The organism is Tatumella sp. JGM91, assembly GCF_018257575.1.
GTDB lineage: Bacteria > Pseudomonadota > Gammaproteobacteria > Enterobacterales > Enterobacteriaceae > Tatumella > Tatumella punctata.
On the sequence record NZ_JAERJP010000017.1, the window covers coordinates 23,519 to 48,310 of the forward strand.

A 24,792-nucleotide genomic window follows, 5' to 3' on the forward strand; every position below is an offset into this window, starting at 1 on the left:
CAGACAGACCGGCAGACCGGTCCGCGGGGAAGCGGGCCGGTCCTGTGATTACGCCTGTTCTGCTCCTGCGGTCCCTTTTTTCACAAAACGATAGCCCAGCAGCAATAAAACCACCCAGCCAGCCCCGACATACAATGACAACCGTGTGTCCGGGAAGTAGCCAATCATTGCAATGATAAACGTCAGAAACAGGATCCCCAGTACTGACATCAGCGGACCACCGGGTAACGGGAAGCGCAGTTTTTCGGCCCCCTGGTGACCTATTTTTTTGCGGAAACCAATCTGTGATAACAGGATCATGATCCATACCCAGACAGTGGCGAACGTTGCCAGTGAAGCAATCACCAGGAAGACTTTTTCCGGCATCAGATAATTAAGCAGTACCGCGATTAACAGTGCCACCATCATCACAACCACAGTCAGCCAGGGCGTTCCGCGTTTGGAAACTGACAGGAAGACTTTAGGCGCATCACCGTGTTCGGCCATACCGTGCAGCATTCGGCCAACACCGAAAATATCACTGTTAATCGCCGATAAAGAGGCGGTAATCACCACAAAATTAAGTAATGATGCGGCGGCAGCAATGCCTAAATGCTGAAATGTCAGTACAAACGGGCTGCCGTTAGTCCCGACCTGATCCCACGGATAAATTGACATAATCACGAACAGTGTGCCGACATAGAACACCAGAATACGCCAGGGTACCGAGTTGATCGCTTGCGGAATCGACTTCTCCGGTTTATCTGCTTCACCTGCGGTAATACCGATAATCTCTATCCCGCCGTAGGCAAACATCACCATCTGCAATGACAGCAGCATACCGGTAACGCCGTGGGCAAAAAATCCGCCATGGCTCCACAGGTTACTGATACCGGTCGGCTGTCCGCCGTTACCAATCCCCCAGACAATCATGCCGAGACCGGCAAGGATCATGATAATAATGGTGGCGACTTTAAAAAACGAGAACCAGAATTCGACTTCGCCGAACACCTTCACGCTCATAATATTAATCGCCCCGATAATCAGCACCACACTCAGTACCCAAATCCAGTGCGGTACCTCAGGGAACCATACGCCCATATACACCCCGAATGCGGTGACATCGGCTATCGCGACAATCAGGATTTCAAAACAATAGGTCCAGCCAGTGATATACCCGGCCATAGGGCCAAGATAATCACGGGCATAGCGGGAGAAAGAACCGGCGTTCGGATTATTCACCGACATTTCACCCAGTGCCCGCATAATAAGATAGGCTACCGCGCCGCCAATCACATAGGCCAGCAAGACACTCGGCCCCGCCATTCTGATCGCATCCGCTGAGCCATAAAATAATCCGGTTCCGATGGCCGAGCCTAACGCCATAAAACGAATGTGTCTGGTGGTCAGCCCGCGGCTGAGCTTATTTTTATTTTGCATAACAACCCGTACCTGTAAAAAGAAAAACCACGGGCAGGCCCGTGGTTTACTCGTTAATTTCTGTGGTTACTGGCGAACTTCTGCCTGCCGGCTTCCTTTCATTCGGTCAATAATCGCACAGAGCAACACAATTACCACTGTCGGTGGCAGCCAGGATAATCCCTGATCGGCTAACGGCAGATTCTGACAGAATCCCGGCAGTAAGTCTTTAAACTGACTGCCTTTCAGCGCATCAATCATACCAAACACCAGACTGACCGTCATTGCCGGTGCAATAATCCGGCTGCTGCTATTCCACCAGCGCAGGGTAAAGCTCAGCAGTACCAGCACGATACATGGCGGATAAATCGCCGTCAGTACCGGAATAGATAACTGGATCAGGTGACTGAGTCCGAGGTTGGAAACCAGCATAGAGAACAGTCCCAGGATAAAAACCAGCGCACGATAGGATAATGGCAATAACCGGGCGAAGAATTCAGCACAGGCACAGGTCAGACCGACCGCAGTAACCATACAGGCAACAAAAATCAGAGCGCCAAGGAACAGACTGCCAGCGCCACCAAAAGTCTGCTGTACATAAGCATGCAGAATAGCAGCGCCATTCGCATTCTGTGCCACCAGATGCCCGCTGCCTGAACCCAGTTTAAACAGGCACAGATAGACCAGCGTCAGACCGATTCCGGCAATAACACCCGCCAGTACCGTATAACGGGTCAGCAGTCCTTTGTCTTCAACACCACGTGAACGGGCGGCATTAACAATAACGATACCAAATACCAGCGCGCCCAGTGTGTCCATGGTCAGGTAACCATTAACGAATCCGTTAGAAAATGCACCCTGCTGATAGCTTTCCACTGCCGGAATTTCTCCGCCAGCCGGCCAGAGAATCGCCGCAATACCTAAAACTGCCAGAGCAATAATTTTCAGAGGAGCAAGAAAATGACCGACGGTATCGAGCAGTTTTCCGGGATAGAGAGAAATCAGAATCACCAGCGCGAAATAGATCAGGCTGTAAATCAGCAGCGGAAGCGCCCCGTCACCGGCCAGCGGAGCAATACCGATTTCGAAGGACACAGTCGCAGTACGTGGTGTCGCAAATAGCGGCCCCACGGCCAGATAACATACGGTCGCCAGTACCAGTCCGGCAGCCTTACCGATCGGTGAACTCAGAGCATCAATCCCGCCACCGACTCTGGCGAGAGCAACCACGGTCAGTACCGGGAGCCCTACTGCGGTAATCAGAAAACCAATCGCTGCGGTCCAGACATGTTCTCCGGCCTGAATACCCACCATAGGCGGGAAAATAATATTACCTGCGCCGACAAACAGGGCAAATGTCATAAAGCCCAGCGCAAGGATATCTTTAGAAGTTAAACTTTTAGTCATAAATTACTCTGCACATCATGTGCTGAAAATACCTGGAAGTTGGGTTTGATCATCATTATTCCGTGAACAGCAGTTCACCACAGCTCTCAGCCCCGTGAGGGCGCAAATCACCGGTAACGGGTGAAATTAGGATTGTTTTTTTTCACCGGAAGTGAATGACAACGCCCATAAGTAAAACTTTTATAGGGAAGAAAGGCAATATCAGATCAGTAAACTAGTAGGATATGTCATATATAAAATGAAAAGCAGTGAATATGACGGGATTACCCGCAGGTTCAGGACGATGATATGTTTATTATTTGTTCTCTTTCCGACAAATATATGCATTTATTCTATGGCTGATACACAAAAGGCGCCACAGTTGCGCCTTTTGTGCATTATATTGCGGTAAGATCACCAGACTTCGCCGGCAATCTTTACCACACTACGGACTTTTTGCCATTGTTCGTCTTCTGTCAGAGTATTGCCTTCTTCAGTGGAGGCAAATCCGCATTGCGGGCTGAGACAAATCTGATCGAGACTGAGATAGCGGGCCGCTTCTGCTATACGGGCTTTCACTTGCCGGGGATCTTCCGGTGTGCCATTTTTAGTGGTAATCAGGCCTAACACTGCCTGCTGATGACCGGGTTTAATAAACCTTAGTGGTTCAAAGCCTCCGGAACGCTGGTTATCATATTCCAGGAAAAAAGCATCAACATTCACCTGACCGAATAAAACCTCTGCCACAGGTTCATACCCGCCTTCAGAGATCCAGGTCGAACGAAAGTTACCCCGGCAGATATGCAACGCAACGGTCAAATCATAAGGTTTACCGATCAGCGCTTTATTCAGTACACCGGCATAGGTCGCCGCCAGCAGCTCCGGATCCTCACCGCGGGCACGGACCTGTGCTTTCTGTTCTTCCGAACAGAGGTAAGCCCAGACCGTATCATCAAGCTGCAGATAACGGCAGCCGGCATCATAAAAGGCGCGGATAGCATCCCGCCAGGTGGTGGCTAAATCATCAAAATATTCTGTTAAATCAGGATACACCTGTTCATCGATATAGCGACGGCCGCCACGAAAGTGCAACACACTCGGACTGGGAATAGTCATTTTAGCAACGGAGTCACCGGCAATACTTTGCAGGTATCGGAAATCCTCCAGCATCGGATGCTGTTTAAAGCCCAGTTTACCCGTCACACGTACCCCGCGGGCTTTGGTTTCCACCCCGTTAAACTGAATACCCTGGTCGGCTTCAAAGGCTTCGACGCCTTCCAGTCCTTCAAAGAAATCAAAATGCCACCAGGCCCGGCGAAACTCACCGTCGGTTACGACCTGTAATCCGGCAGCCTGCTGCTTCTGTACCACTTCAAGGATCGCGGCATCTTCTGCCTGACGTAATGCTTCGGCATCCAGGGTTCCTGCTGAAAATTGTGCCCGTGCCTGTTTTATCGACTCAGGGCGCAAAAAACTGCCTGCAATATCGGCACGAAAAGGGGCGTGATCTCTTTGCATAATTATTCTCCTGGTTCCGGCAATTGACGGAAAGTTACCCTAAAAAAGCCATCTGGATGGCTATATTAAGTTCAGAATCCCATGGCAAGGTACCGTCATCAATTGAATAAAACTCATCACCCCTGAATATTTTTCATCCGCGGGCGTCGGTGTACTGGTACCCGTGCTGGCAGGCTCATACAAAATACCACGATAAAGTCGGTCGGTTTGTCCGGGAAACCGCGTAAAACATGCCACCTCAGTGGCATGTCGTCAATGTCAACTGTCAGTGGCCATACTGTCCGCGTTAACAACTAACCGGGCAGGCAGGGAGAAACTAAAACAGGTACAACGGCCGGGGTCACTGGTAATTGATAACCGTGTGCCGTGATGACCCAGCGCATGTTTGACTATTGCCAGCCCCAGTCCGCTGCCGCCGGTATTACGCGACCGTGCTTTATCCACCCGGTAAAAACGCTCTGTCAGCCGGGGGATATGCTCTGCCGGGATGCCCGGACCATTATCGGAGACGGAAAAAACCGCCCCGCCGGTACTGCGCTTCCAGATAATTTCAATACCGGTATTTTCGGGAGTATGGCTGATAGCGTTATAGATCAGATTCGATATGGCGCTGCGCAGCTGTTCATCATTGCCAAATACTTTCAGGCTTTCATCAATAGAAAAATGTACCCGCTGCCGGCCATGACTCAGTGTCTCCGCTTCCTGCTGCAGCATATGCAACATGGCAGGGACATCAATCACCTCTTTCATATTCAGTACCGGCGCTGCTTCTATTTTTGTCAGGGTCATTAACTGCCTGACCAGGCCTTCCATACGCCGTGACTGTTCCTGCATAGTAACGACTGCTTTATGGTACATCTGTTCGTTCAGTTGCTTATCTTCCATCATTTCCAGATAGCCCTGGATGACCGTCAGCGGGGTACGCAGCTCGTGGCTGACATTAGCAAAAAAGTGACGCCGCATATTCTCCAGCTGACGCATCTGGGTCATATCGCGGGCACTGATCAGCCACTGTCCTTCACTATAAGGCATAATTCTGAACTCCATATGGTGACCGTTGTTCAGCTGCTGGGTGAAGGGCATATCAAAGGCTTTGGTCTGCAGATAACGCGAAAATTCAGGGTAACGCAACAGGTTAAGAATGTTCTGGCCATTGTCTTCCGGCCAGCGCAGGCCGAGATGTTGCTGCGCCAGCCCGTTACACCAGAAAATATTACCCTCTTCGGTGGTCATCACCAGTGCATCTGGCAGAGATTCAGCACCACTGCGAAAACGTTTGATCAGATTTCTCAGTTCACTGCGCCGCCGCCGGTTACGCGCCTGCATCAGATAAAGGCCATGGAACAATGGTTCCCAGCTGCCTTTCCCGGTCGGCGGAGTCAGGGTTCTGTCAACCCACAGCCAGTGAGACAGCCGCATCAGCTGGAAAAAATGCCAGAAAAGTAATATTACCACCGCCAGTAGCAGGCCCCAGGCCAGCTGCCCTGTCAGCAGGCCGGCAACTGCACCCGCCACACAGGCCAGCAAAAACTCAAGGATCAGAGTGCGCCACGAAAGTTTGTCCAGCACGAGTCACTCTCCATTCAGTAACGGGCAGAGAACCGGTATCCTGTCCCACGGACTGTCTGTACCATACGCTCATGGCCGGTCACTTCGAGGGCTTTACGCAGTCGCCGGATATGGACATCAACTGTCCGGTCTTCCACATACACGTTGGTTCCCCACACATGGTTAAGCAGCTGCTCCCTGCTATATACCCGTTCCGCATGGGTCATAAAAAAGTGCAGTAATTTATACTCCGTCGGCCCCATTTCTACCGGAGTTTCGCCGGACATAACCCGGTGAGATGTCGGATCGAGTGTCAGCCCCCGGATATTAATTAACTCATCATCGGCCATCGGTGAAATACGCCGGATAACGGCTTTGATTCTGGCGATCAATTCTTTCGGGGAAAATGGCTTAGTCATATAATCATCAGCGCCGGCATCCAGCCCGCGCACCCGGTCTTCCTCTTCTCCTTTCGCTGTCAGCATTACCACCGGAATATCGCGGGTCATGGCCTCTTTTTTCAGGTAGCGGATAAGCTGAATTCCGCTGCCTCCCGGCAACATCCAGTCCAGCAGAATTAAATCCGGCCAGGGTTCAATCAGTTTTTTAACTGCACTGTCATAATCTTCAGCTTCGACAGGATGATAATCATTCTGCTCCAGCACGAAACATAACATTTCGCGGATAGGAGCTTCATCTTCTACGACCAGAATGCGTTTAGCCATTGTTTCTCCAGCGGATATCTCCGGGCATTTCCGAAGTTGCGGCCTCATTATGAGACAGTTTTATGACAGTTTTATGAATAAATGCCAGCTTATTTTCCGACTGACTGATAATAAACATTAACTATTACTGTCTTTATTAGTTTAGCGAGATAATACAATTACCCTGGTTATCTGCCGTTTCCGGCCCGGCCACTGGCCAGGGTAACGCTTTTTTTATCTCGCGACTGACAACAGGGTATACTGCCGTCAGCAGGGTGAAACCGGGAGTATTATGAAGATTATCCATACCTCTGACTGGCATCTGGGCCAGTTTTTTTATACCCGTAGCCGGGCTTTTGAGCATCAGTCTTTTCTTGACTGGTTATTACAGCAAATTACTCAGCATCAGGTGGACGCACTGATTGTTGCCGGAGATATTTTCGATACCGGCTCCCCGCCCAGTTATGCACGTGAGCTATATAACCATTTTGTGGTGGCTTTGCAGCAAACCGGCTGCCAGCTGGTGATTCTGGCCGGGAATCATGATTCGGTCGCTATGCTCAATGAGTCAAGGGAACTGCTGGCCTGCCTGAATACCCGGGTCATCGCCAGCGCCGGAAAAGAGGTTGATCAGCAGCTGGTTATTCTTAAAAATGCCCGGCAACAGCCTGCAGCTATCCTGTGTGCAATCCCTTATTTACGGCCACGGGATATCCAGCTCAGTCAGGCAGGGCTGGACAGTCACCAGAAACAGCAAAATCTGTTGCAGGCCATAACTGATCATTATCAGCAATGCTACCGGGCGGCCCTGGATCTACGTACCTCTCTGGGCCTGCCAGCATTACCTATTATTGCCACCGGCCACCTGACAGCGCTGGGCACCAGCAGCAGTGATTCGGTACGGGATATCTATATCGGTACCCTGGATGCTTTCCCCGCATCGGCCTTTCCGCCGGCCGATTATATCGCCCTGGGGCATATTCATCGCCCTCAACAGGTCGCTGGTCAGGCTCATATTCGTTACAGTGGTTCGCCGATAGCCCTGAGCTTTGATGAACCGGCTGATGAAAAAAGTGTTTGCCTGGTGGAATGCGGCGAGGGTCAGCCATTAACGGTCACCCCCCTGCCGATCCCGTGCTTTCAGCAGATGAAAACAGTGAAAGGTTCGCTGGAAGAGATAGAACGGCAGCTGCACACGTTAACCGCTGACAGTAATGGCCGGCCAGTGTGGCTGGATATTGAAGTGACACAGCAGGAATACCTGAGTGACCTGCAACAGCGTATTGAAGCTATCACCGACGGGCTGCCGGCAGAAGTGCTGTTACTCCGGCGCAGTCGCGACCGTTCCGTTGCCGGGATCCGCCGGATAAATAATGAAACCCTGAATGAACTGACCCCCGAAGAGGTATTTCAGCGCCGCCTGGCGGCAGAGGAACAATTGTCGCAGCAGGATCAATTGCGGCTGATGACCCTCTACCGTCAGACACTGGAACAGCTGCAACATACCGGACAGGAGCCGGACTGCTGATGAAAATACTGACTCTGCGTTTTAAAAACCTCAATGCTCTGCGTGGCGAGTGGACTATCGATTTCCGGCAGCCGCCCTTCGCCGGTAACGGACTGTTTGCCATTACCGGTGATACGGGGGCGGGTAAAACCACCCTGCTGGATGCCATTTGTCTGGCGTTATATCACCAGACCCCGCGCCTCGGCAGTATTACCCCGGCACAAAACGAGCTGATGACACGGGGTACCAGTGAATGTCTGGCGGAAGTCGAATTCGAAATTAAAGGTGAAGCCTGGCGAGCCTTCTGGAGCCAGAACCGTGCCCGCGGACAGCATAACGGTAAGCTGCAGCCACCGCGTGTCGAACTGGCCCGTTGCAGCGATAACGTCATTGTTGCTGATAAAATTCAGGACAAATTGCGGCTGACGGAGCAACTGTCCGGACTGAACTTTCAGCGTTTTACCCGCTCAATGATGTTATCCCAGGGGCAGTTTGCCGCCTTCCTGAATGCCCCTTCAGCAGACAGAGCCGAGTTGCTTGAAGAGCTGACCGGCACCGAAATTTACGGACAGATATCTCAGACGGTATTTGAAAAACATAAACAGCTGCGACAGCAACTTGATACCCTGCAGGCCGGGGTCTCCGGCGTCGTCTTGCTGGATGAAGAGACCCGCCAGCAGATCACTGAACAGCAGACATTGCTGCAACAGAGTGAACTGCAATTACAGCAAGACAGTCAGCGTATCAGCCAGGCACAGCACTGGCTACAGCAGGATCAGTCACTGGTCAGCCAGCAACAACAACGCGAACAGCAGCATCAGGAAACCAGCCGTTTATGGCAACAGGCAGAGCCGATACGGCAACGGCTGGCTGACAATCAACCGGCCGAAAAAATCCGGGATAACTGGCAACAACTGCAGCGTTATCTGCAACAACAACAGCAACAGACGGAAGCTTTGCAGGTATCCGCTGCCCGACGGCAGCAGGCCGAAGCCGCTCAGCAACAGGCACACCGCCAGCATGAAAACAGCGAATCCGGGCTGGAGAAACTGCAACAACAACAGCAACAACTGGAGAGCCTGCTGACCGGACAGGTGATCCCTCTCGACCAGAAAATCACTGCACAGCAACAGTTATCCGATACCACACAACAGCAGCTTATGCACCAGCAACAGACGCTGGCACAGTCTGAGCAGCAGCATACTGCCGGACAGCACCAATTGCAGGTGCTGACAGCCCGGCGAAGCCAGTGGCTGAGCTGGCGTGAACAACATCTGAAGATTGCCGGATATGGCCCTTCTCTGTCCGTCTGGCAGCACCAGCAGACCCAGTGGCAGCAACAACAACAGAGTGCCCGCCAGGCAGAACAGCAATTGTCTGTTTTGCAACAGCGGATAACAGAGCAGCAGACAGCCCTGACAGCCCTGAACCGTAATGCCGCGCCGCTGGAGCAGGCCGCCACTGCGGCTGCCGCCGAACTACAGCGCTGTGAAACCCTGCAGGCACACCTGGAAAACGATATCACCAGCCAGCAACTGCGCCAGACACTGGAGCAATATCAGACACAACGTGCCCGCCACCAGCAGTTATTACGGCTGGCCTCCGGCGCAGCGCCTGTGCAGCAGCAACTTACTCGCCTGCAGGCTGAACAGGCAGCCCTGCAGCAACAAATCAGCCAGGATGAACAGACCCTGGTCCGCTGCCGACAGTCATTCACAGAACAGACAAAACAATTACAGGCCATCACAACGCTGTGTGAGCTGGAAGCAAAAATTATTAATCTGTCAGCACTGCGTCAGCAACTGGAAGAGGGGCAGCCCTGTCCCCTGTGCGGATCATCTGCCCATCCGGCAGCAGAGCAGTACAGCCAGCTGCAACCGGATGAAAACCTGCAACAGAAACGCCGGCTGGAAAACCTTGTCGCCGAACTACGGGAACAGGGAACCGGGTGTAAAGCCCGGTTAGCCCAGGCCGCGGATCGCGGACAGCAATTAAACCACGACACAGAAAAACTGACCGGCCAGCTGGCAGCACTGCAGACACAGTGGCAGCAACTGACACAAACGGCGCAACTGGACTGTGATCTCAGCGATAGTGCAGCCCTGGAGGCGTATATTCAGGCCGCTGAACACGGTGAATCACAGGCCCGTCAGCGTTTACAACAACGTGAAAAGGCAGCAACCGCCAGCCAGCAGGCGCGGGATGCTCTCTACCAGAGTAAAGAAAAACGACAGGCGCATCAGCAACAATCCGGACTGCTGGGACAGCAATTAGATAACAGCCGGCAGACAGCCACGGAGCACCAGTCCCGCAGTCAGCTGGCCGGTCAACAGGCGGAGTCGCTGGCCGGACAATTACGTACCGACCTCAGCCACTATCAGCTAACCCTGCCCGATGATGCCAGCGCTGCGGCCCGGTGGTTTACACAACAACAGGCATTGTGGCGTGACTGGCAGGAAAACGAAAAGCAACTCCGCGACAGTGAGCCGGAACATATCCGTCTGACAACGGCACTGGACAGCCTGCAACAGGAAATTAACGGGCAACAGCAGTTACTGAAAGAGGCACAGCAGCTACTGGTCCTGCAGTTATCACAGCTGACCACCCTCAGGAAACAGCGCAGAGAATTATTTGGCGATCAGGAGACGGAACAGGCCCGCCAGACACTGCAGCAACAGGTTCAGCATCAGCAGCAACAAACCCGCACCCTGCAGCAACAATGGCAGCAGACAGAGAATCAGCTGAGTCAGATAACCGGTCAGCATCACCAGCTGGAACTGCAGGTCCGGCAACTCAGGGAACAGACTGAACACTGTCAGCAACAGTTCTCTGCGGCTTTGCAACAGCAAGGGTTCGACAGCCAGCAGGCATTTACCGATGCCTTACTGGACAGTGAGCAGGCCAGTGAGTTACGCAGCCAGTTGCAGCAACGGGAACAGGCCCTCAGCCAGACTGACATTCTGCTCCGGCAGGCCACGGAGGCACTGACACAACACCGGCAACAGCGCCCGGCGGACAGCCATGACGATGGCGATCTTCTCAGCCAGCGGCAACAGCAATTGCAGCAACAGTTAAAAGATAATCTGCATCAGCAGGGGGAAATCCGTCAGCAGTTACAGGCCGATGACCGTTACCGTCAGCAACAACAGCAGTTGCTGACTCAGATCCATGAGCAACAACGGTTGCTGGCCGACTGGGATCAGCTTAATCGTCTGATAGGCTCAGCCACCGGCTCACTGTTCCGCCGCTTTGCCCAGGGACTGACACTGGATCATCTGGTCTGGCTGGCTAACCAGCAACTGGCACGTTTACATGGCCGTTATCTGTTACAGCGTCAGGCATCCGATGCCCTGGAGCTATCGGTGATTGATACCTGGCAGGCCGATAATCAGCGGGATACCCGTACCCTGTCCGGCGGGGAGAGTTTTCTGGTCAGCCTGGCACTGGCACTGGCCTTATCGGATCTCGTCAGTGACAAAAACCGTATTGAGTCGCTGTTCCTTGACGAAGGCTTCGGCACCCTCGACACGGGCAGCCTGGATATAGCGCTGGATGCACTGGACAGCCTCAATGCCAGCGGAAAAATCATCGGAGTCATCAGCCATGTCGAGGCCATGAAAGAGCGTATTCCGCTGCAGATTAAAGTGATCAAGGTGAACGGACTGGGCTACAGTAAACTGGAATTACCGGCGCCCTGAAATCACTGACTTTCCGCCGTCAGGTTTTCCTGGCGGCGCCACTGACGGGGACTGATACCAAACCAGCGCCGGCAGGCGCGGGAAAAAGCACTCACTTCAGAATACCCCAGCAACATCGCCATCGCCGATACGGACAGGGATTTCTGTTGCAGATAATGGGTCGCCAGTTCGCTGCGTACATTATCCACCAGCACAGAGAAACTCACATTGTGCTCCCGTAACCTGCGTTGTAAAGTCCAGGCAGACAGACCAAGATTCTCCGCGACGGTTTCCAGTGCCGGTTCTCCGTTGCTGAGTAACAGATGGATAGCCGCACGAACTTTTCCGGTCAGCCCCTGACTTTCACGGGTCAGATTCAGGCGTTGCAAAGCATCCTGCATAACCATCAGTAACATAGGATCGTTATCCGGCATGCTGCGTTGCAGGTCACGTTTAGCAATCAGTAATGAATTATAAGGCTGGTCAAAATAGACCGGCGCATCAAATATTTTGCAGTGCTCGTGCCAGTTTTCAGGGCGGGAGTGTTCGAAATGGACTTCACGCGGGGCCCAGTGCTGGCCGGCGGAATGGCGGATAAGATTCATAAACATCCCCATCGTCAGTTCTGCATCCTGACGGCGGCACAGAATAGCCCCGTGGCGTACCTGATAATCCAGCCGCCAGTGATCCCCCTTATCTACCCGCCGGACCAGAGTATCGTGCTGATGGCTGGGAAATGCCTGAACCACATTGTGCAGGGCAATATCCAGTGTCGGCGAGCAGAGGCCAATATAGCCAATCAGTCCCAGTGCCTGAGGTTTAAACTGGCGGCCATAATGCAAACCAAAATTGTCACTGGCAGAGTGACGGGCAGCTTCTTCCAGTACGCGGCAATAATTCACCAGCCCGAGACTGAGGGTCGGGCTGCCCAGTAACTCCGGATCCACACCACTCAGCCCGAAAATTCTGTCTGCATCGCCGCCCTGCCCGCAAATAAAATCACTCAGACCGGTGGCCGCGGCGGCCAGTACTCCGCGGTTGCCGCTGATTAAACCGCAAACGGCCTGCGAACTCTGCTGTAAAAGCGCAACTGGCTGTTCCATGATCCCCCCGATATATTCTGAACTGTCGCAGGTGATGCAATTTACGTACCAGCGTAAAAACCCCGTATTGCGGCAGCCCCGGCGGTTCAGGGTTCCCCGTCACGGCACAGCGCACTGAGCTGGTGCATTACTGCCCCACCGGCCAGCGATCCGTTTCCAGATAACGGCGACACAGGCGGACAGTGTCTGCTGACCAGTGTTGTTCCAGTCCGCGGGCCATTTCTGTTCTGGCATGAGATCCCATCCAGGCACTTAACTGCAGGCGGCGCTGCATCAGAAGATCAGGCAGGATCGCCATATCCTGGTCACTGATATGGCCGCTTTTTTCATAACCCGTCAGCCAGTTATCAATCCAGTCTGCGGCCCGCGGGTGATGCTCACAAAAACTGATGGCTGCAGCCAGATCATGCATATACCAGCCAAAACCACAGTCATCAAAATCAATAATTCTGGTCTGGCCCTGATGATGCAGCAGGTTAGTCAGACGTAAATCCGCATGGATCAGTCCGTAACGCTGTTGCTGCTGACCATAGGCCGTCAGGCGATGGTTAATTTTGTCCAGCGCCTGAAAAATAAGCGGATGATCACTGGCGGCCAGCCGCGGAGCATCCTGCCAGCGCCCCCAGTGTCCGTGCTCTCCCACCATGCTATCGTGATCCCAGCAGATACGACGGAATCCCTCCGGACGCTGCCACTGGCGGCTGTGCTGATGCAGCCCGGCAGTGACCTCACCGAGGGCACGGAATGCGGCCGGATCAACATTGGTGGTCGGCATTTCACCGGCCATCCAGTAAAAGATCACCACATGACGCACACTGCCATCAGGGGTGCTGATGGTCTGTACCCGCTCACCCTGCCCGTCACAGACCGCCTCCGGCACCTCAATACCACTGTCTCTGAGGGCATCCAGCCACAGTAACTCGCTGACAATATCTGCTTTATCATGATAATCGGCACGGTGTAACCGCAGGGCATAGCGCTGGCCCGCCACTGTCAGCAGAAAGGTGGCATTCTCAGAACGACAAATCAGCGAAAGCTCACCGTCAGCCAGTTGCGGATACGCGGATAAGGCTTTACTGGCTATCTGCATCAGTTGCTGATCTGTCATCGAATCATTTTGTTTTACTTCCATTATCAACACCCCGGTCGTTGTTTGAGTCCGTAGTCCCTGCGTAAGCATGCCTGCGATAAAGGGCCGGTTTCCTGACCCGCCAGTAACAAAACCTGGCTTTGCACGACAATGTTTGCCGGTCGCGGGAGGAAGTTGACTTCAAATGACAGAATTGTGACAACTGCGGTCAGGTATTGCCCCCCGCTGCGCGGCATTATCCGGCAGACAGCTTATTGCGCCGGACAGAGTATCGGCGGAGTGCCAACACACGACGGGGACAGACACATGACAACAAAACTCAAACCCACCCTCGGCACCTTTTCCTTATGGGGAATTGCCGTCGGCCTGGTGATTTCGGGCGAATATTTTGGCTGGAGTTATGGCTGGGGTGTCGCCGGTACTCTGGGATTTCTGATGACCACACTGCTGATAGCCCTGATGTACGGCTGCTTTATTTTTAGTTTTACCGAATTAACCACCGCTATCCCTCACGCGGGCGGCCCCTTTGCCTACAGCCGCAGAGCATTCGGGGAAACCGGCGGCCTGATTGCCGGGCTGGCGACGCTGATCGAATTTGTCTTTGCCCCGCCGGCGATTGCACTGGCTATCGGTGCCTATCTGAATGTCCAGTTTCCGGCTCTGGACCCGAAAATTGCAGCGGTAGTTGCTTATCTGGTATTTATGAGCCTCAATATTCTGGGCGTTAAGCTGGCCGCTATGTTTGAGCTGATTGTCACCATCCTGGCAGTGATCGAATTACTGGTTTTTATGGGGGTCGTCTCTCCGGGGTTCCGCCTGACCAATTTTACAGCCCATGGCTGGGCCGGTGCAGATGGTTTCGGTCTGCAGGCCATCAGCGGGGTTTTTGCCGCAATTCCCTTTGCTATCTGGTTTTTCCTGGCCATTGAAGGTGCCGCCATGGCCGCCGAAGAAGCAAAAGATCCGCGTAAAAATATCCCGCGGGCTTATATTGCAGGGATCCTGACCCTGGTGGTACTGGCAATAGGCGTGATGCTGCTGGCTGGCGGAGCCGGAGACTGGCGTAAGCTGTCCGATATTAATGATCCGCTGCCACAGGCAATGAAAATGATCGTCGGTGAACATTCCCGTTGGATGCATATGCTGGTATGGATTGGTCTGTTCGGTCTGGTGGCCAGTTTTCACGGGATTATTCTCGGGTTCTCCCGGCAATTTTTTGCCCTGGCCCGTGCCGGATATCTGCCCCGGCCGCTGGCGAAACTGTCCCGTTTCAGGACGCCTTACCGGGCAACCCTCGCCGGTGGAGTAATAGGTATTGCCGCTATTTTCAGCGATAACTGGATCCACCTGCAGGGCATGTCCCTGACCGCCGCGATGATCACTCTGGCCGTTTTTGGTGCCATTGTTATGTATATCATGAGTATGCTGAGCCTGTTCCGCCTGCGCCGCACTGAACCGGCCATGATTCGCAGTTTCCGTGCGCCGGGATACCCGCTGGTCCCGGCGATCGCCCTGCTGCTGGCAGTGGTCTGCCTGGTTTCAATGGTGTGGTTTAACCCGGTCATCGCACTGCTGTTTGTGGTGATCATGGCGGCCGGTTATCTGTACTTCCGCCTGACCAGCAACCAGCGCCGACAGGCGCCGCACGATGCGTTACTGATGAGTCAGGAATAAGCCCGCGGGCAGGTGATATTTATCCGCCGGTTATATCACCTGCCCCTTTCAGATACTGTTATTTATTACAGTAGTTGCTGAAACCAGGCCAGTGATTGGGTATCATCTGTCAGACATTCCGGAAATGCTGGCTTAAGGAACTCAGATGCTGTGGTTTAAAAATATGATGGTTTACCGTCTCAACCGTGAAATCCCGCTGTCTGCCGATGACATGGAAAAGCAACTGGAGGCATGCAGTTTCACCCCCTGTGGCAGCCAGGATCAGGTAAAAACCGGCTGGATAGCACCACTGAATGATAAGGCCGACGCACTGGTCCATGTCAGTAACGGTCAGATGCTGCTCTGCGCCCGTAAAGAAGAGAAAATCCTGCCCTCCCCGGTGATCAAACAAGCCCTTGAGGCCAAAATCAGTCATCTGGAAGCTACCCAGCAACGTAAGCTGAAAAAAACTGAGAAAGATTCCCTGAAAGATGAAGTGATCCATAGCCTGTTGCCGCGCGCTTTCAGCCGCTACAGCCAGACCTGGCTGTGGATTGATACCCGACACCAGCTGATTATGGTCGACAGCGCCAGTGCCAAAAAAGCAGAAGACCTGCTGGCATTGTTGCGCAAAAGTCTCGGTTCGTTGCCGGTTGTCCCGCTGACACTGGAAACGCCCGTCGAACTGACGCTGACCGAATGGGTACGTTCCGGCAGCCTGCCGGCAGGTTTTACCCTGCTGGATGAAGCCGAACTGAAAGCGACTCTGGAAGAAGGTGGCGTGATCCGCTGTAAAAAACAGGCGCTGGTCAGTGACGAAATTGCCCTGCATATCGAGGCCGGAAAACGGGTGACAAAACTGGCCCTCGACTGGCAGGAGCGATTACAGTTTATGGTTTGTGATGACGGTTCACTCAAAAGGCTGAAATTCAGCGAAACGCTGCGTGAACAAAATGATGATATCGACCGGGAAGATCAGGCCTTACGCTTTGATGCGGATTTTACCCTGATGACCGGTGAGCTGGCGATGTTTACCGAAGCACTGGTGGAAGCCCTGGGCGGCGAAGCCCGGCGCTGATCACCGCGCCATGCCCTGCACAGGCAGAGCATGGCGTACCATCATTTACAGATAGCGACACAGATAAGCACTGTCTTCAGCAACCTGTAAATAAAACTCACTGTTCCCCGGCACATTAAATACCTGTCCTGCTTCATACCAGCGCCATTCGGTTTCACCCGGTAACAATACCTTCAGTGATCCACTGACTACCGTCATTTCTTCCGGCTTACCGGTACCAAAGGTATATTCGCCCGCAGACATAACACCGACAGAGGCGCTGCCTGACAGGGTGTTTTCAAAACCAATCGATTTGACCTTACCTTCAAAGTACTCATTAGACTTCAGCATGCAGTTTCCTTAATCGTCAGCAGGATGTTGCAGACAGTGTAAAAGCTGTCAGATCGACTTGTCACGTAAATAATCAGCCACATCATCAGCTTAACCATTTCCGCTACCGCTCAGGGCTGACAGAGCAGTTTCGGCTGGTTTCTGGTATCAGGAACGGGCAAAGTTTCTTTAAAATAGCAGACCAGAGAACAACTGCGGAAAAATGGCCGGTATAACAGGCTACCGGCAGAAAGGCGAACCGGGGCAGGTTAACCGGCTCGCTGTTGTGATAATACCTGCAATATATTATCCACCACTTCCTGAGGAGGACGGGAAGCATCAATAATATGGTGAGCTGTGGATGAATAAAGCGGACTGCGGATTTTCAGCACATCGCTCATTTCTTCGGTGATCGGTCTGCCTGTCAGGGTCGGACGCTGCCCGGCCTCCGGATCCACCGTTAAGCGCTTAGCCAGTTCCTGCGGTTCAGCTTTCAGCCAGAAAACCCGGCCATGTTCACGCATATGCTGGCAATTTTCCGGACGCAGGATAATACCGCCGCCGGTTGCAATCACTGCTGATGCTGTCGTCACCTGAATCAGTGACGCTGACTCTTTATCCCGAAAGCTTTCCCACCCTTGTTCGGCCACAATTTGGGCAATGGTGCATTGCAGCGACGATTGCAAATGATGATCCGTATCATTAAATGCATAGCCCAGTGTCTGTGATAACAGATGGCCGATGGTTGTTTTTCCGCAACCCCGCGCACCTATCAGATAGATGGGTAATGACATAAAGGCCGATCCTCCGCCGGGATAGTTAAAGTGACTGGATGTAAACCTGTGCATGATAACCGGAATTGCCCCTGACAGCCACCCACCGACAACCGCCAGCGGCGGAAAACATCATAATCATGGCCGGGCAGGATGCCGCAATATTTTTTTACTGCGTTTGCATTTACTTTACCGGCCGGCACCCCCATATATAACTCCGGCATAACTGTTTAACAGGGTGCAGTCACCAAACAATAATTGCAGGGTGCAGGTAACAGCAGTGACCAACACCGGCACCCGGAGTCACAGACAGTCACAACCACCCTCACTGATATACAGCCGGGGTGTAATAAAGATGATAAAAAGAGGTTTCACCATGCAGAGCGAAGAACAAAAACTGATTGATAGTCTGTTTAGCCGTTTACAACAGGCAGAAACCCAAAGCGGACCACGAGACCCCGGGGCAGAACAGTTAATCAAAAACCATCTGCAAAACCAGCCTGCAGCAGCCTACTATATGTCACAGGCGTTACTTATTCAGGAAGCAGCACTGAAAAAGCTGAATGATCAGGTCGCCGGGCTGGAAACCCGTTTACAACAGCTGCAACAACAGCAGCAGCCTCAGAGCAGTGGTGGTTTTCTGGCCGGTTTATTTGGCGGTGGCAACTCACAGCAACGCCAGCAGGCTCCAGCCCAATCAGCATGGGGTAATCCGCAACAGGCACCACAGCAGCCTCAGCAACAACCAGCCTACACTGCACCTCCGGCAGCGGGCCGTACTACCGGCTTCCTGGGGGGGGCATTACAAACTGCTGCAGGTGTTGCCGGCGGGGTGGTACTGGCAGATATGCTGACCAGCATGTTCCACCATTCTCAGCCGGAAGAGATTGTAAACATTATTAATGAAGCACCGCCGGAAACGCCGGATTACGATCAGAATCTGGATACCTTTAATTACGGCAGCAACGAGCATCCTGCAGACAATGCCAGCTGGGATGATAATAATAACGGCGGTGGCTTTGACAGCTTCTTTGGTGATAACAGCTTTAATGATGACGACGATAGTTTCCTGTAACTCCCCCCTGTCGTCCCGGTTTCAGGCAGCCTCAGGGCTGTCTGAACCATTTGTCCAGTTCATTCGCAAATAACTGCCGGTCTTTCTGATTCAGTGCCGGCGGACCGCCGGAAGGAATGCCACTGGCCCGCAGCGTTTCCATAAAATCACGCATTGTCAGGCGTTCGCGGATCGTCGCCGGAGAGTAGCGCTCTCCCCGCGGGTTCAGCGCGTCAGCCCCTTTTTCCAGCACTTCCGCCGCCAGAGGAATATCAGCGGTGATCACCAAATCACCGGGGATCAGCCTGCGGACAATTTCATTATCGGCCACATCAAACCCCGCGGCGACCCGCAGACTGTGCAGCCAGGGTGATGCCGGCAGCCGCAGTGACTGGTTAGCGACAAAAGTAATATGTGTTTGTGTTCTTTCTGCTGCGCGATACAGTATTTCTTTGATTACTGTCGGGCAGGCATCAGCGTCAACCCAGATAGCCATAATACCTCCTAAAGGGACGGAGCCGGAATTGTGGACTATTATGGCCACCGGGGACAACTGTTTATCCGTTTACCGGTTGCTGTCAGCCCCCGGGAAAAGATAACCTGATATCACGCAGGCACACTGCGGCTTTCCGACGACAACAAAGGACAGGTAATGCTGAATAAAAAAATTGGTTTCATCGGTTGCGGTAATATGACCAAAGCAATCATTAACGGTATTGTTAAAAGCCAGGTGATTACGCCGGAAAATATCTGGGTGTTTGACCGTAAAGTGGCAACTAACCAGCAGATGTCCGCGGAGTATGGTCTGCATGCTGCCGAAAGTGCCGAAGTGATTGCCCGCGAAACGGATATTCTGGTCGTGGCAGTGAAACCCAATGTTATCCGTAAAGTACTGGGCGACATTGCCGGGCAGATCAGTAAACAGACCCTGGTGGTTTCGATTGCAGCCGGTGTCACTCTGGATTCCTTAGCCGATATCCTTGGTCATGATCGTAAAATTATCCGTATCATGCCGAACACGCCGGCATTAGTCGGTGAAGGAATGAGTTCGGTCACCCCGAATGCCCTGGTCAGTCCGGAAGAAACCGCAACGATCCTCGAAATATTCCGCAGCTTCGGTCAAGCAGAACAGGTCAGCGAATACCTGATTCATCCGGTCGTCGGCGTCAGCGGATCATCACCGGCCTATGTGTTTATGATGATTGAAGCCATGGCGGATGCCGCCGTTCTGGGCGGGATGCCGAGGCAGCAGGCTTATTCTTTCGCGGCACAGGCCGTCAAAGGGGCAGCACAGATGGTACTGGAAACCGGGCAGCATCCTGCACAGTTAAAAGACAGTGTATGTTCGCCCGGCGGCACCACTATCGAAGCGGTTCAGACTCTGGAAAGTCAGGGCTTCCGTTCGGCTATTATGCTGGCAATGCAGAAATGTATCGAAAAGTCAGAAGCATTAAGTAAAAAATAGCGGTTGTGTATTGCCGGATACCGCAAAGTATCCGGCAACACGGATCACCAGTGTTTAAAGACCGAGATAATCAGTCCCAGAAAAATCAGTGTAATCACACCATTTTTCAGCAGGTAATAAAGTTTACGGTTCCGCTTTTTGAGTCTTTGTCCCGCATCACGGGCGGCATTTACGTATTTAAATAACCGATTAATGGTGCCGGTACGGTCACTATCATCATTAGGCGATGCCGCCGCTGACATTAATGTTTGTCCTGCCCAGTGGTTTACTGCCTGCGCCCAGCGCCATTTCATCGGTCTTTCTATATCACAGAACAAAATAATGCGGGTCTGTCCGGTATCATTCTGTGCCCAGTGAACAAAAGTTTCGTCAAAAATCATCGCCTCACCATCATGCCAGCTACGGCGCACACCATCGACCTCAATAAAGCACTGTTCATCATTCGGTGTTGATAACCCCAGATGGTAACGCACTGATCCGGCATAAGGGTCGCGGTGTTTGCCTAAATAGCTGCCGGCGGGCAACTCTGCAAACATTGCAGCTTTGATACAGGGAATAGAACTGACCAGCCGGGTGGTCACCGGGCAAAGCTGCTCAGCGGACGGGTGAGCATCACCGTACCATTTGAGATAAAAACGCTTCCAGCCGCGCTTAAAGAAGGTATTAAAACCGGCATCGTTGTTTGCCGTCGCGGCTTTAATATGGCTTTGCAGGTTCACCGCTTCATCTCTGATAACCTGCCAGTTATCACGTAAAGGCTGCAGCTCAGCAAACGTATCTGCGGGAAACCATGCCTGCTTTGATGGCAATGCCGAGAACCCGGTCATAAACATGTTTACCGGGGCCATAAAGGTTGAATGATCAAATAATTGCCTGGAAAACTTCTGTCTTATTTTTCCGCGGGAATGGGCATAAAATACACTGATAAAAAAAACGCAAATAATAATAAGCGCTGCCATCGTTCTCTTCCTTAATTATGCTGAGAATAAGCAAAGCATTACCGTAATTAAATAGCGGTAAATTAAACTGCGGCGGAATTTTAGGGTAATACGGAAGATTTTCTTAGCCGCAAGTGCGAATATATATCACAGAATAAATGTTACAAATAAAAATCTGACAGACAGTCTCTGACTGAGACTGTCTGTCAGAGACATCATAGCAACAAGGGTATACTCAGCTTTTTTTCAGGCAGCCACTCATAAATGACTTACGCGCATCACCTTTCAATGCTTTTTGTTTGGCATCAGCGTTACAGGTTTTCATTTTTTGCTGCTGTGTGGTCAGACCAGCTTTGTTATTCTCTTTTTTCAGGCAGGTACTCATAAAACCCTTACGGGCATCCCCTTTCAGGCTCTGAGAACTGGCCTGATGATTACAGTCAGTCATTTTTTGTTGTTGTGCTGTTTTTTCGGCTGCAGTTGCTGTTACTGACGCCGTGACGCAGCACCCACACAGTATTAACCTGCTGATCAGTTTATTCATTACTTACTCCTGTAATAACAGTATCGGCCGGATAGCCATAGCCCCCCCGTGTTGCGGGAAGTCATATTATTCGTAATTTAACAGCTATTATCCGTCAGACAACGGATATTTTATTGCCGATATAGCGTCCAGGCAACGGCTATATGAAAAAGACTCAGCCTTTATTGAAAATGGATCATTATTACTCAATAGCTGCTGCTGAAACTTTTCCTCAAATAAAGAAACAGTCTCCGCAGGTAAACTTTCCAGTATGAGCGATAAAATCACTTCCATAGCTGCCATTCGCTCGGTCTGAAGCTTATACTCTTCGTCTTTCTCTGCCAGTTTGATTAACAGCTCAGCGATTAGGTTGTTCATAATTAACCTCAGCATTATCTGCTGCTGACGGTAACATTAAATAAATAAAAATGCAGATTTTTTTACTAAATGGCTGGCAAACGAGGAGAAAAAAACAAAAAAAGACGGGGTTCGCGGGAAATCATTGCTTGCGACAGGTCAGCGGCAGACATACCAGCAGATCATGCCACGCAGAACGGTGAGAAAAGATCAGATGCGATATTATCTCCGGAGGGCCCTGGTATCCAGGGTGCCCTCCGGCAATTATCTGCCGGCAGTTATTCAGCGTCCGTTATCGCCATAGTGAGGCCCGCCGACGCCCCATCCGCCGCCGCCAGGCCTTCCGCCTCCCCAGCCCCCGCCACCCGGCGGCGGGAAAATACAACCGTTAAGCATCACAACAACGCCCAGCACTGCAGAAATTTTAATCAAACGTAACATAATGACCCCGCTGATAATTGTTCTCTGAAATCGCCGTCAGTATATCCGCGCAGATGATAAGAATTATCCGTTTCAACGGGCCATTGATTTTATGACATACAACCTGACAATTATCTTACAGCGGGCAGACAAAAAAGTGATGGTAAACGGCGGACGTCACGCAGAAACGGGCTGAAAATAACGTAAGTTCACCCTGCGGATAACAGAGTGACAGAAGTGATGCGCCAGAAAAAGCCCGCCGGAGCGGGAAATACATCTGATAACGAACAGCATCAGAGTATAGAGGTGAATAATGACTTTCTGATGACAGCAGCACTTTTATCCGCAGTATACCCTGCTGATCATTCCCTGGCTGTCAGCAAAGAAATTCAGGCGGCGCAGGTTAAAATCCATGGCGACCACAGAATGATAGCCAATTGCCCGAACCGGATTATCAAAACGCAGATTATTCACCGACGACAGTGGTTTACCGAGGTACTGCTGATAATCAGAAGCACCACACATATCATCATCAGGGACATAGGCTGTCTGTGATGGCTTAGCGGACGACTGGCAGCCCGCCAGTAACAGAAAGCCAGTGATAAGTAATACTCTGCCATATGTTTTCATCTTTATTCCTCAGGTACAGGACCGGTAATACAGTTGCGGGCCTTTACATCGCTACCGGGTCCTGATATTGCAGGGCACAGCCCTTCATCTAATAACATCTATGGTACAAAATCCCCCGCCGAAAGGACGGATATTACCTTTACAACCTGGCCCGCAGACCCGGGCAGACTCAGATGTGATTATAACCTCAGCCTGTACCGATGCATTAACAAAACCCGGCGGTGATTGCATCGCCTGACTCGACAGTGATTTGTGCCATTGATACTATTCAGAAGATTCCTACTACCGGGCGAACAATGAACACTCAATCAGATAAAATTACACTGACTGCGTTTTATCTGGGTAGTTTTGTTATCTACTACCTGATAACACTGATGATTACGCTGTTTCCTAATTTTGCCGCCCTGCGGGCCAGCGGTTTGCTGGTTCCGGTACTCTGCGTGTTTGAATTTGCGGTGATTTATCCGTTATACCGTTTTTATTGTCAGCGCCGGAACGATATTCCTTTCAGCACACTGCAGCCGTGGCAAACACTGCTATTCAGTCTGCTGCTGTTGCTACTGATTGTGGCAGAAACACAATATCTGCTGCCCGAAATCTGGCTATCCGAGCAGGCAAATCAGCCCCGCAGTTCACAGCTTATCCTGTTAATCACCGCAGTCTGTCTGGCGCCGGTTTTTGAAGAGGTATTATTTCGCGGTTTTTTATTACAAACGTTTCTGCTGTGGGCTCCGAAAAGCCGTTTTGCCGCCATGTTACTGACGTCTTTACTGTTTGCTGCCATGCATACCCAGTATGTTCACTGGCAGTCGGTGGCCGCATTAACGTTATTTTCACTGTTGCTGTGCTGGGCAAGACTGAAAAGCCGCGGGCTGGCGCTGCCGGTATTTTTACATACACTAAATAATCTGATAGCACTGGTACCGGCTTTCTATCTGTCGGCCCTGTAACCGCATGCAGGCACCGGGGACAGGCCGCAACCTGCCCGCGAGAAATCAGGGCGTTTCAGCGATCACGTTCCTGTTCAAAATGGGTTTTGAACTGTTCATAAATCGAAATCATATTGGCAGCATCCCCTTGTAACGGACTCAGTTTTCCGGCGCGAACCAGTTCAATAACTAACTGCAATGCCGCCTGTTTAGGATGCTGTGCGGGCTGGGAGATCGCTTCATTAAGGTGCTGTATCGGCTGAGAACTGGTTTCTTTCATAATGTTACCTGTAGAAATAATATTAACGATATACAGGGCGGAAGTGTAACGCAGTTATTTAATCTCTGGCAGAATAACCGCCGTCTTTTTCAGTTTTTTTATACAAAACAACAGTGACAACGGCAGCAACAGTCGATTAGCAAAATGTTACCAATCACAATGCTATACTGAGATTCCGGTCATCACGATACAAGGACACTGCGCTAAGGAGCCAGTCATGTTAATCGGATTTGTATTATTAGTCAGTGCCTGTGGTAACGATGCCTGTGATGCATTACCCGTATCTGAACATATATTTCCGGACCAGGTCAGCTGTGAGCAGATGGCCGACCGCATACATAAAGTGCGCCCCCATGCGGTACTGATCTGCGGAGAAGTTCACCGTGATCGTCAGCCACAATAAACCGGCTGCGGTCTGTCACCCGCGATTTGTGCGGTGACTCTTTTTGCTG

At 51.8% G+C, this 24,792-nt stretch carries 24 protein-coding genes; 8 read left to right on the forward strand and 16 right to left on the reverse strand.

Going from position 1 to position 24,792, the window contains the following annotated elements; translation table 11 throughout:
• Window positions 1-48: 48 nt before the first annotated feature.
• The 5 genes from proY to phoB all read right to left on the reverse strand — a co-directional run bounded on the left by proY (window position 49) and on the right by phoB (window position 6,575).
• Window positions 49-1,419, reverse strand: coding sequence for a proline-specific permease ProY (proY, locus tag JK198_RS12315; protein WP_212710685.1), 1,371 nt, complete (start codon window positions 1,417-1,419; stop codon window positions 49-51).
• 66 nt (window positions 1,420-1,485) lie between these two features.
• A complete protein-coding gene (brnQ, locus tag JK198_RS12320) occupies window positions 1,486-2,805 on the reverse strand; it encodes a branched-chain amino acid transport system II carrier protein (RefSeq protein ID WP_212707901.1) in 1,320 nt (439 codons plus the stop codon).
• A gap of 393 nt (window positions 2,806-3,198) precedes the next feature.
• Entirely contained in the window at window positions 3,199-4,302 is a 1,104-nt protein-coding gene (locus JK198_RS12325) for a cobalamin-independent methionine synthase II family protein (protein WP_212710686.1), read from the reverse strand.
• Between the two features lie 258 nt (window positions 4,303-4,560).
• Window positions 4,561-5,871, reverse strand: coding sequence for a phosphate regulon sensor histidine kinase PhoR (gene phoR / locus JK198_RS12330; RefSeq protein WP_212710687.1), 1,311 nt, complete (start codon window positions 5,869-5,871; stop codon window positions 4,561-4,563).
• Between the two features lie 14 nt (window positions 5,872-5,885).
• Window positions 5,886-6,575, reverse strand: coding sequence for a phosphate response regulator transcription factor PhoB (phoB, locus tag JK198_RS12335; RefSeq protein WP_212707898.1), 690 nt, complete (start codon window positions 6,573-6,575; stop codon window positions 5,886-5,888).
• A 271-nt stretch (window positions 6,576-6,846) separates the two neighbouring features.
• Between phoB and sbcD the strand changes: the two genes are divergently transcribed.
• Window positions 6,847-8,082: an exonuclease subunit SbcD gene (gene sbcD, locus JK198_RS12340; protein ID WP_212710688.1), complete on the forward strand. Its 1,236-nt coding sequence runs from the start codon at window positions 6,847-6,849 to the stop codon at window positions 8,080-8,082.
• Window positions 8,082-11,759, forward strand: coding sequence for an AAA family ATPase (locus JK198_RS12345; protein WP_212710689.1), 3,678 nt, complete (start codon window positions 8,082-8,084; stop codon window positions 11,757-11,759). The genes sbcD and JK198_RS12345 overlap by 1 nt, the downstream gene beginning before the upstream one ends.
• A gap of 2 nt (window positions 11,760-11,761) precedes the next feature.
• Here JK198_RS12345 and JK198_RS12350 read toward each other — a convergent pair whose 3' ends face one another.
• The gene (locus JK198_RS12350; protein WP_212707895.1) at window positions 11,762-12,841 is read right to left on the reverse strand and encodes an AraC family transcriptional regulator; all 1,080 of its coding nucleotides are present in this window, start codon (window positions 12,839-12,841) and stop codon (window positions 11,762-11,764) included.
• A gap of 127 nt (window positions 12,842-12,968) precedes the next feature.
• Complete coding sequence (locus JK198_RS12355; protein WP_212707894.1) at window positions 12,969-13,973, reverse strand: phosphotransferase; 1,005 nt, start codon at window positions 13,971-13,973, stop codon at window positions 12,969-12,971.
• A 264-nt stretch (window positions 13,974-14,237) separates the two neighbouring features.
• On the opposite strand from JK198_RS12355, the gene eat reads away from it, so the two are divergent.
• Together eat and rdgC are read left to right on the forward strand one after the other, a co-directional pair.
• Window positions 14,238-15,605 (forward strand): ethanolamine permease, encoded by a 1,368-nt coding sequence (gene eat / locus JK198_RS12360; protein WP_212710690.1) that lies wholly within the window; start codon window positions 14,238-14,240, stop codon window positions 15,603-15,605.
• A 145-nt stretch (window positions 15,606-15,750) separates the two neighbouring features.
• On the forward strand, window positions 15,751-16,662 hold the full coding sequence (gene rdgC, locus JK198_RS12365; RefSeq protein WP_212707892.1) for a recombination-associated protein RdgC: 912 nt from the start codon (window positions 15,751-15,753) through the stop codon (window positions 16,660-16,662).
• Between the two features lie 45 nt (window positions 16,663-16,707).
• Here rdgC and ppnP read toward each other — a convergent pair whose 3' ends face one another.
• Together ppnP and aroL are read right to left on the reverse strand one after the other, a co-directional pair.
• Window positions 16,708-16,992, reverse strand: coding sequence for a pyrimidine/purine nucleoside phosphorylase (gene ppnP, locus JK198_RS12370; RefSeq protein ID WP_212707891.1), 285 nt, complete (start codon window positions 16,990-16,992; stop codon window positions 16,708-16,710).
• A 248-nt stretch (window positions 16,993-17,240) separates the two neighbouring features.
• Window positions 17,241-17,765, reverse strand: a complete 525-nt coding sequence (gene aroL, locus JK198_RS12375; RefSeq protein ID WP_212707890.1) for a shikimate kinase AroL — start codon at window positions 17,763-17,765, stop codon at window positions 17,241-17,243.
• A 355-nt stretch (window positions 17,766-18,120) separates the two neighbouring features.
• On the opposite strand from aroL, the gene JK198_RS12380 reads away from it, so the two are divergent.
• Window positions 18,121-18,819, forward strand: coding sequence for a DUF2076 domain-containing protein (locus JK198_RS12380; RefSeq protein WP_212707970.1), 699 nt, complete (start codon window positions 18,121-18,123; stop codon window positions 18,817-18,819).
• A gap of 31 nt (window positions 18,820-18,850) precedes the next feature.
• Here the strand turns inward: JK198_RS12380 and JK198_RS12385 are convergent, their stop codons facing one another.
• A complete protein-coding gene (locus tag JK198_RS12385) occupies window positions 18,851-19,294 on the reverse strand; it encodes a YaiI/YqxD family protein (protein ID WP_212707889.1) in 444 nt (147 codons plus the stop codon).
• 156 nt (window positions 19,295-19,450) lie between these two features.
• On the opposite strand from JK198_RS12385, the gene proC reads away from it, so the two are divergent.
• Window positions 19,451-20,263, forward strand: coding sequence for a pyrroline-5-carboxylate reductase (proC, locus tag JK198_RS12390; protein ID WP_212707888.1), 813 nt, complete (start codon window positions 19,451-19,453; stop codon window positions 20,261-20,263).
• A 44-nt stretch (window positions 20,264-20,307) separates the two neighbouring features.
• Here the strand turns inward: proC and lpxO are convergent, their stop codons facing one another.
• The 5 genes from lpxO to JK198_RS12415 all read right to left on the reverse strand — a co-directional run bounded on the left by lpxO (window position 20,308) and on the right by JK198_RS12415 (window position 23,131).
• The gene (gene lpxO, locus JK198_RS12395; protein WP_212707887.1) at window positions 20,308-21,222 is read right to left on the reverse strand and encodes a lipid A hydroxylase LpxO; all 915 of its coding nucleotides are present in this window, start codon (window positions 21,220-21,222) and stop codon (window positions 20,308-20,310) included.
• A gap of 214 nt (window positions 21,223-21,436) precedes the next feature.
• Window positions 21,437-21,745 (reverse strand): PsiF family protein, encoded by a 309-nt coding sequence (locus tag JK198_RS12400; protein WP_212710691.1) that lies wholly within the window; start codon window positions 21,743-21,745, stop codon window positions 21,437-21,439.
• Between the two features lie 87 nt (window positions 21,746-21,832).
• Window positions 21,833-22,102 carry a sigma-S stabilization anti-adapter protein IraP gene (locus JK198_RS12405; RefSeq protein ID WP_212710692.1) on the reverse strand — a complete coding sequence of 90 codons (270 nt, stop codon included), beginning with the start codon at window positions 22,100-22,102 and terminating at the stop codon, window positions 21,833-21,835.
• 261 nt (window positions 22,103-22,363) lie between these two features.
• Window positions 22,364-22,522 (reverse strand): hypothetical protein, encoded by a 159-nt coding sequence (locus tag JK198_RS12410; RefSeq protein ID WP_212710693.1) that lies wholly within the window; start codon window positions 22,520-22,522, stop codon window positions 22,364-22,366.
• Window positions 22,523-22,840: 318 nt separating this feature from the next.
• Window positions 22,841-23,131, reverse strand: coding sequence for an I78 family peptidase inhibitor (locus JK198_RS12415; RefSeq protein WP_212707883.1), 291 nt, complete (start codon window positions 23,129-23,131; stop codon window positions 22,841-22,843).
• Between the two features lie 296 nt (window positions 23,132-23,427).
• On the opposite strand from JK198_RS12415, the gene JK198_RS12420 reads away from it, so the two are divergent.
• Window positions 23,428-24,081 carry a CPBP family intramembrane glutamic endopeptidase gene (locus JK198_RS12420; RefSeq protein ID WP_212707882.1) on the forward strand — a complete coding sequence of 218 codons (654 nt, stop codon included), beginning with the start codon at window positions 23,428-23,430 and terminating at the stop codon, window positions 24,079-24,081.
• Between the two features lie 55 nt (window positions 24,082-24,136).
• On the opposite strand, the gene JK198_RS12425 is transcribed toward JK198_RS12420, so the two are convergent.
• On the reverse strand, window positions 24,137-24,340 hold the full coding sequence (locus JK198_RS12425) for a hypothetical protein (protein ID WP_212707881.1): 204 nt from the start codon (window positions 24,338-24,340) through the stop codon (window positions 24,137-24,139).
• Between the two features lie 217 nt (window positions 24,341-24,557).
• Between JK198_RS12425 and JK198_RS12430 the strand changes: the two genes are divergently transcribed.
• Window positions 24,558-24,743: a hypothetical protein gene (locus JK198_RS12430; protein WP_212707880.1), complete on the forward strand. Its 186-nt coding sequence runs from the start codon at window positions 24,558-24,560 to the stop codon at window positions 24,741-24,743.
• Window positions 24,744-24,792: the final 49 nt, after the last annotated feature.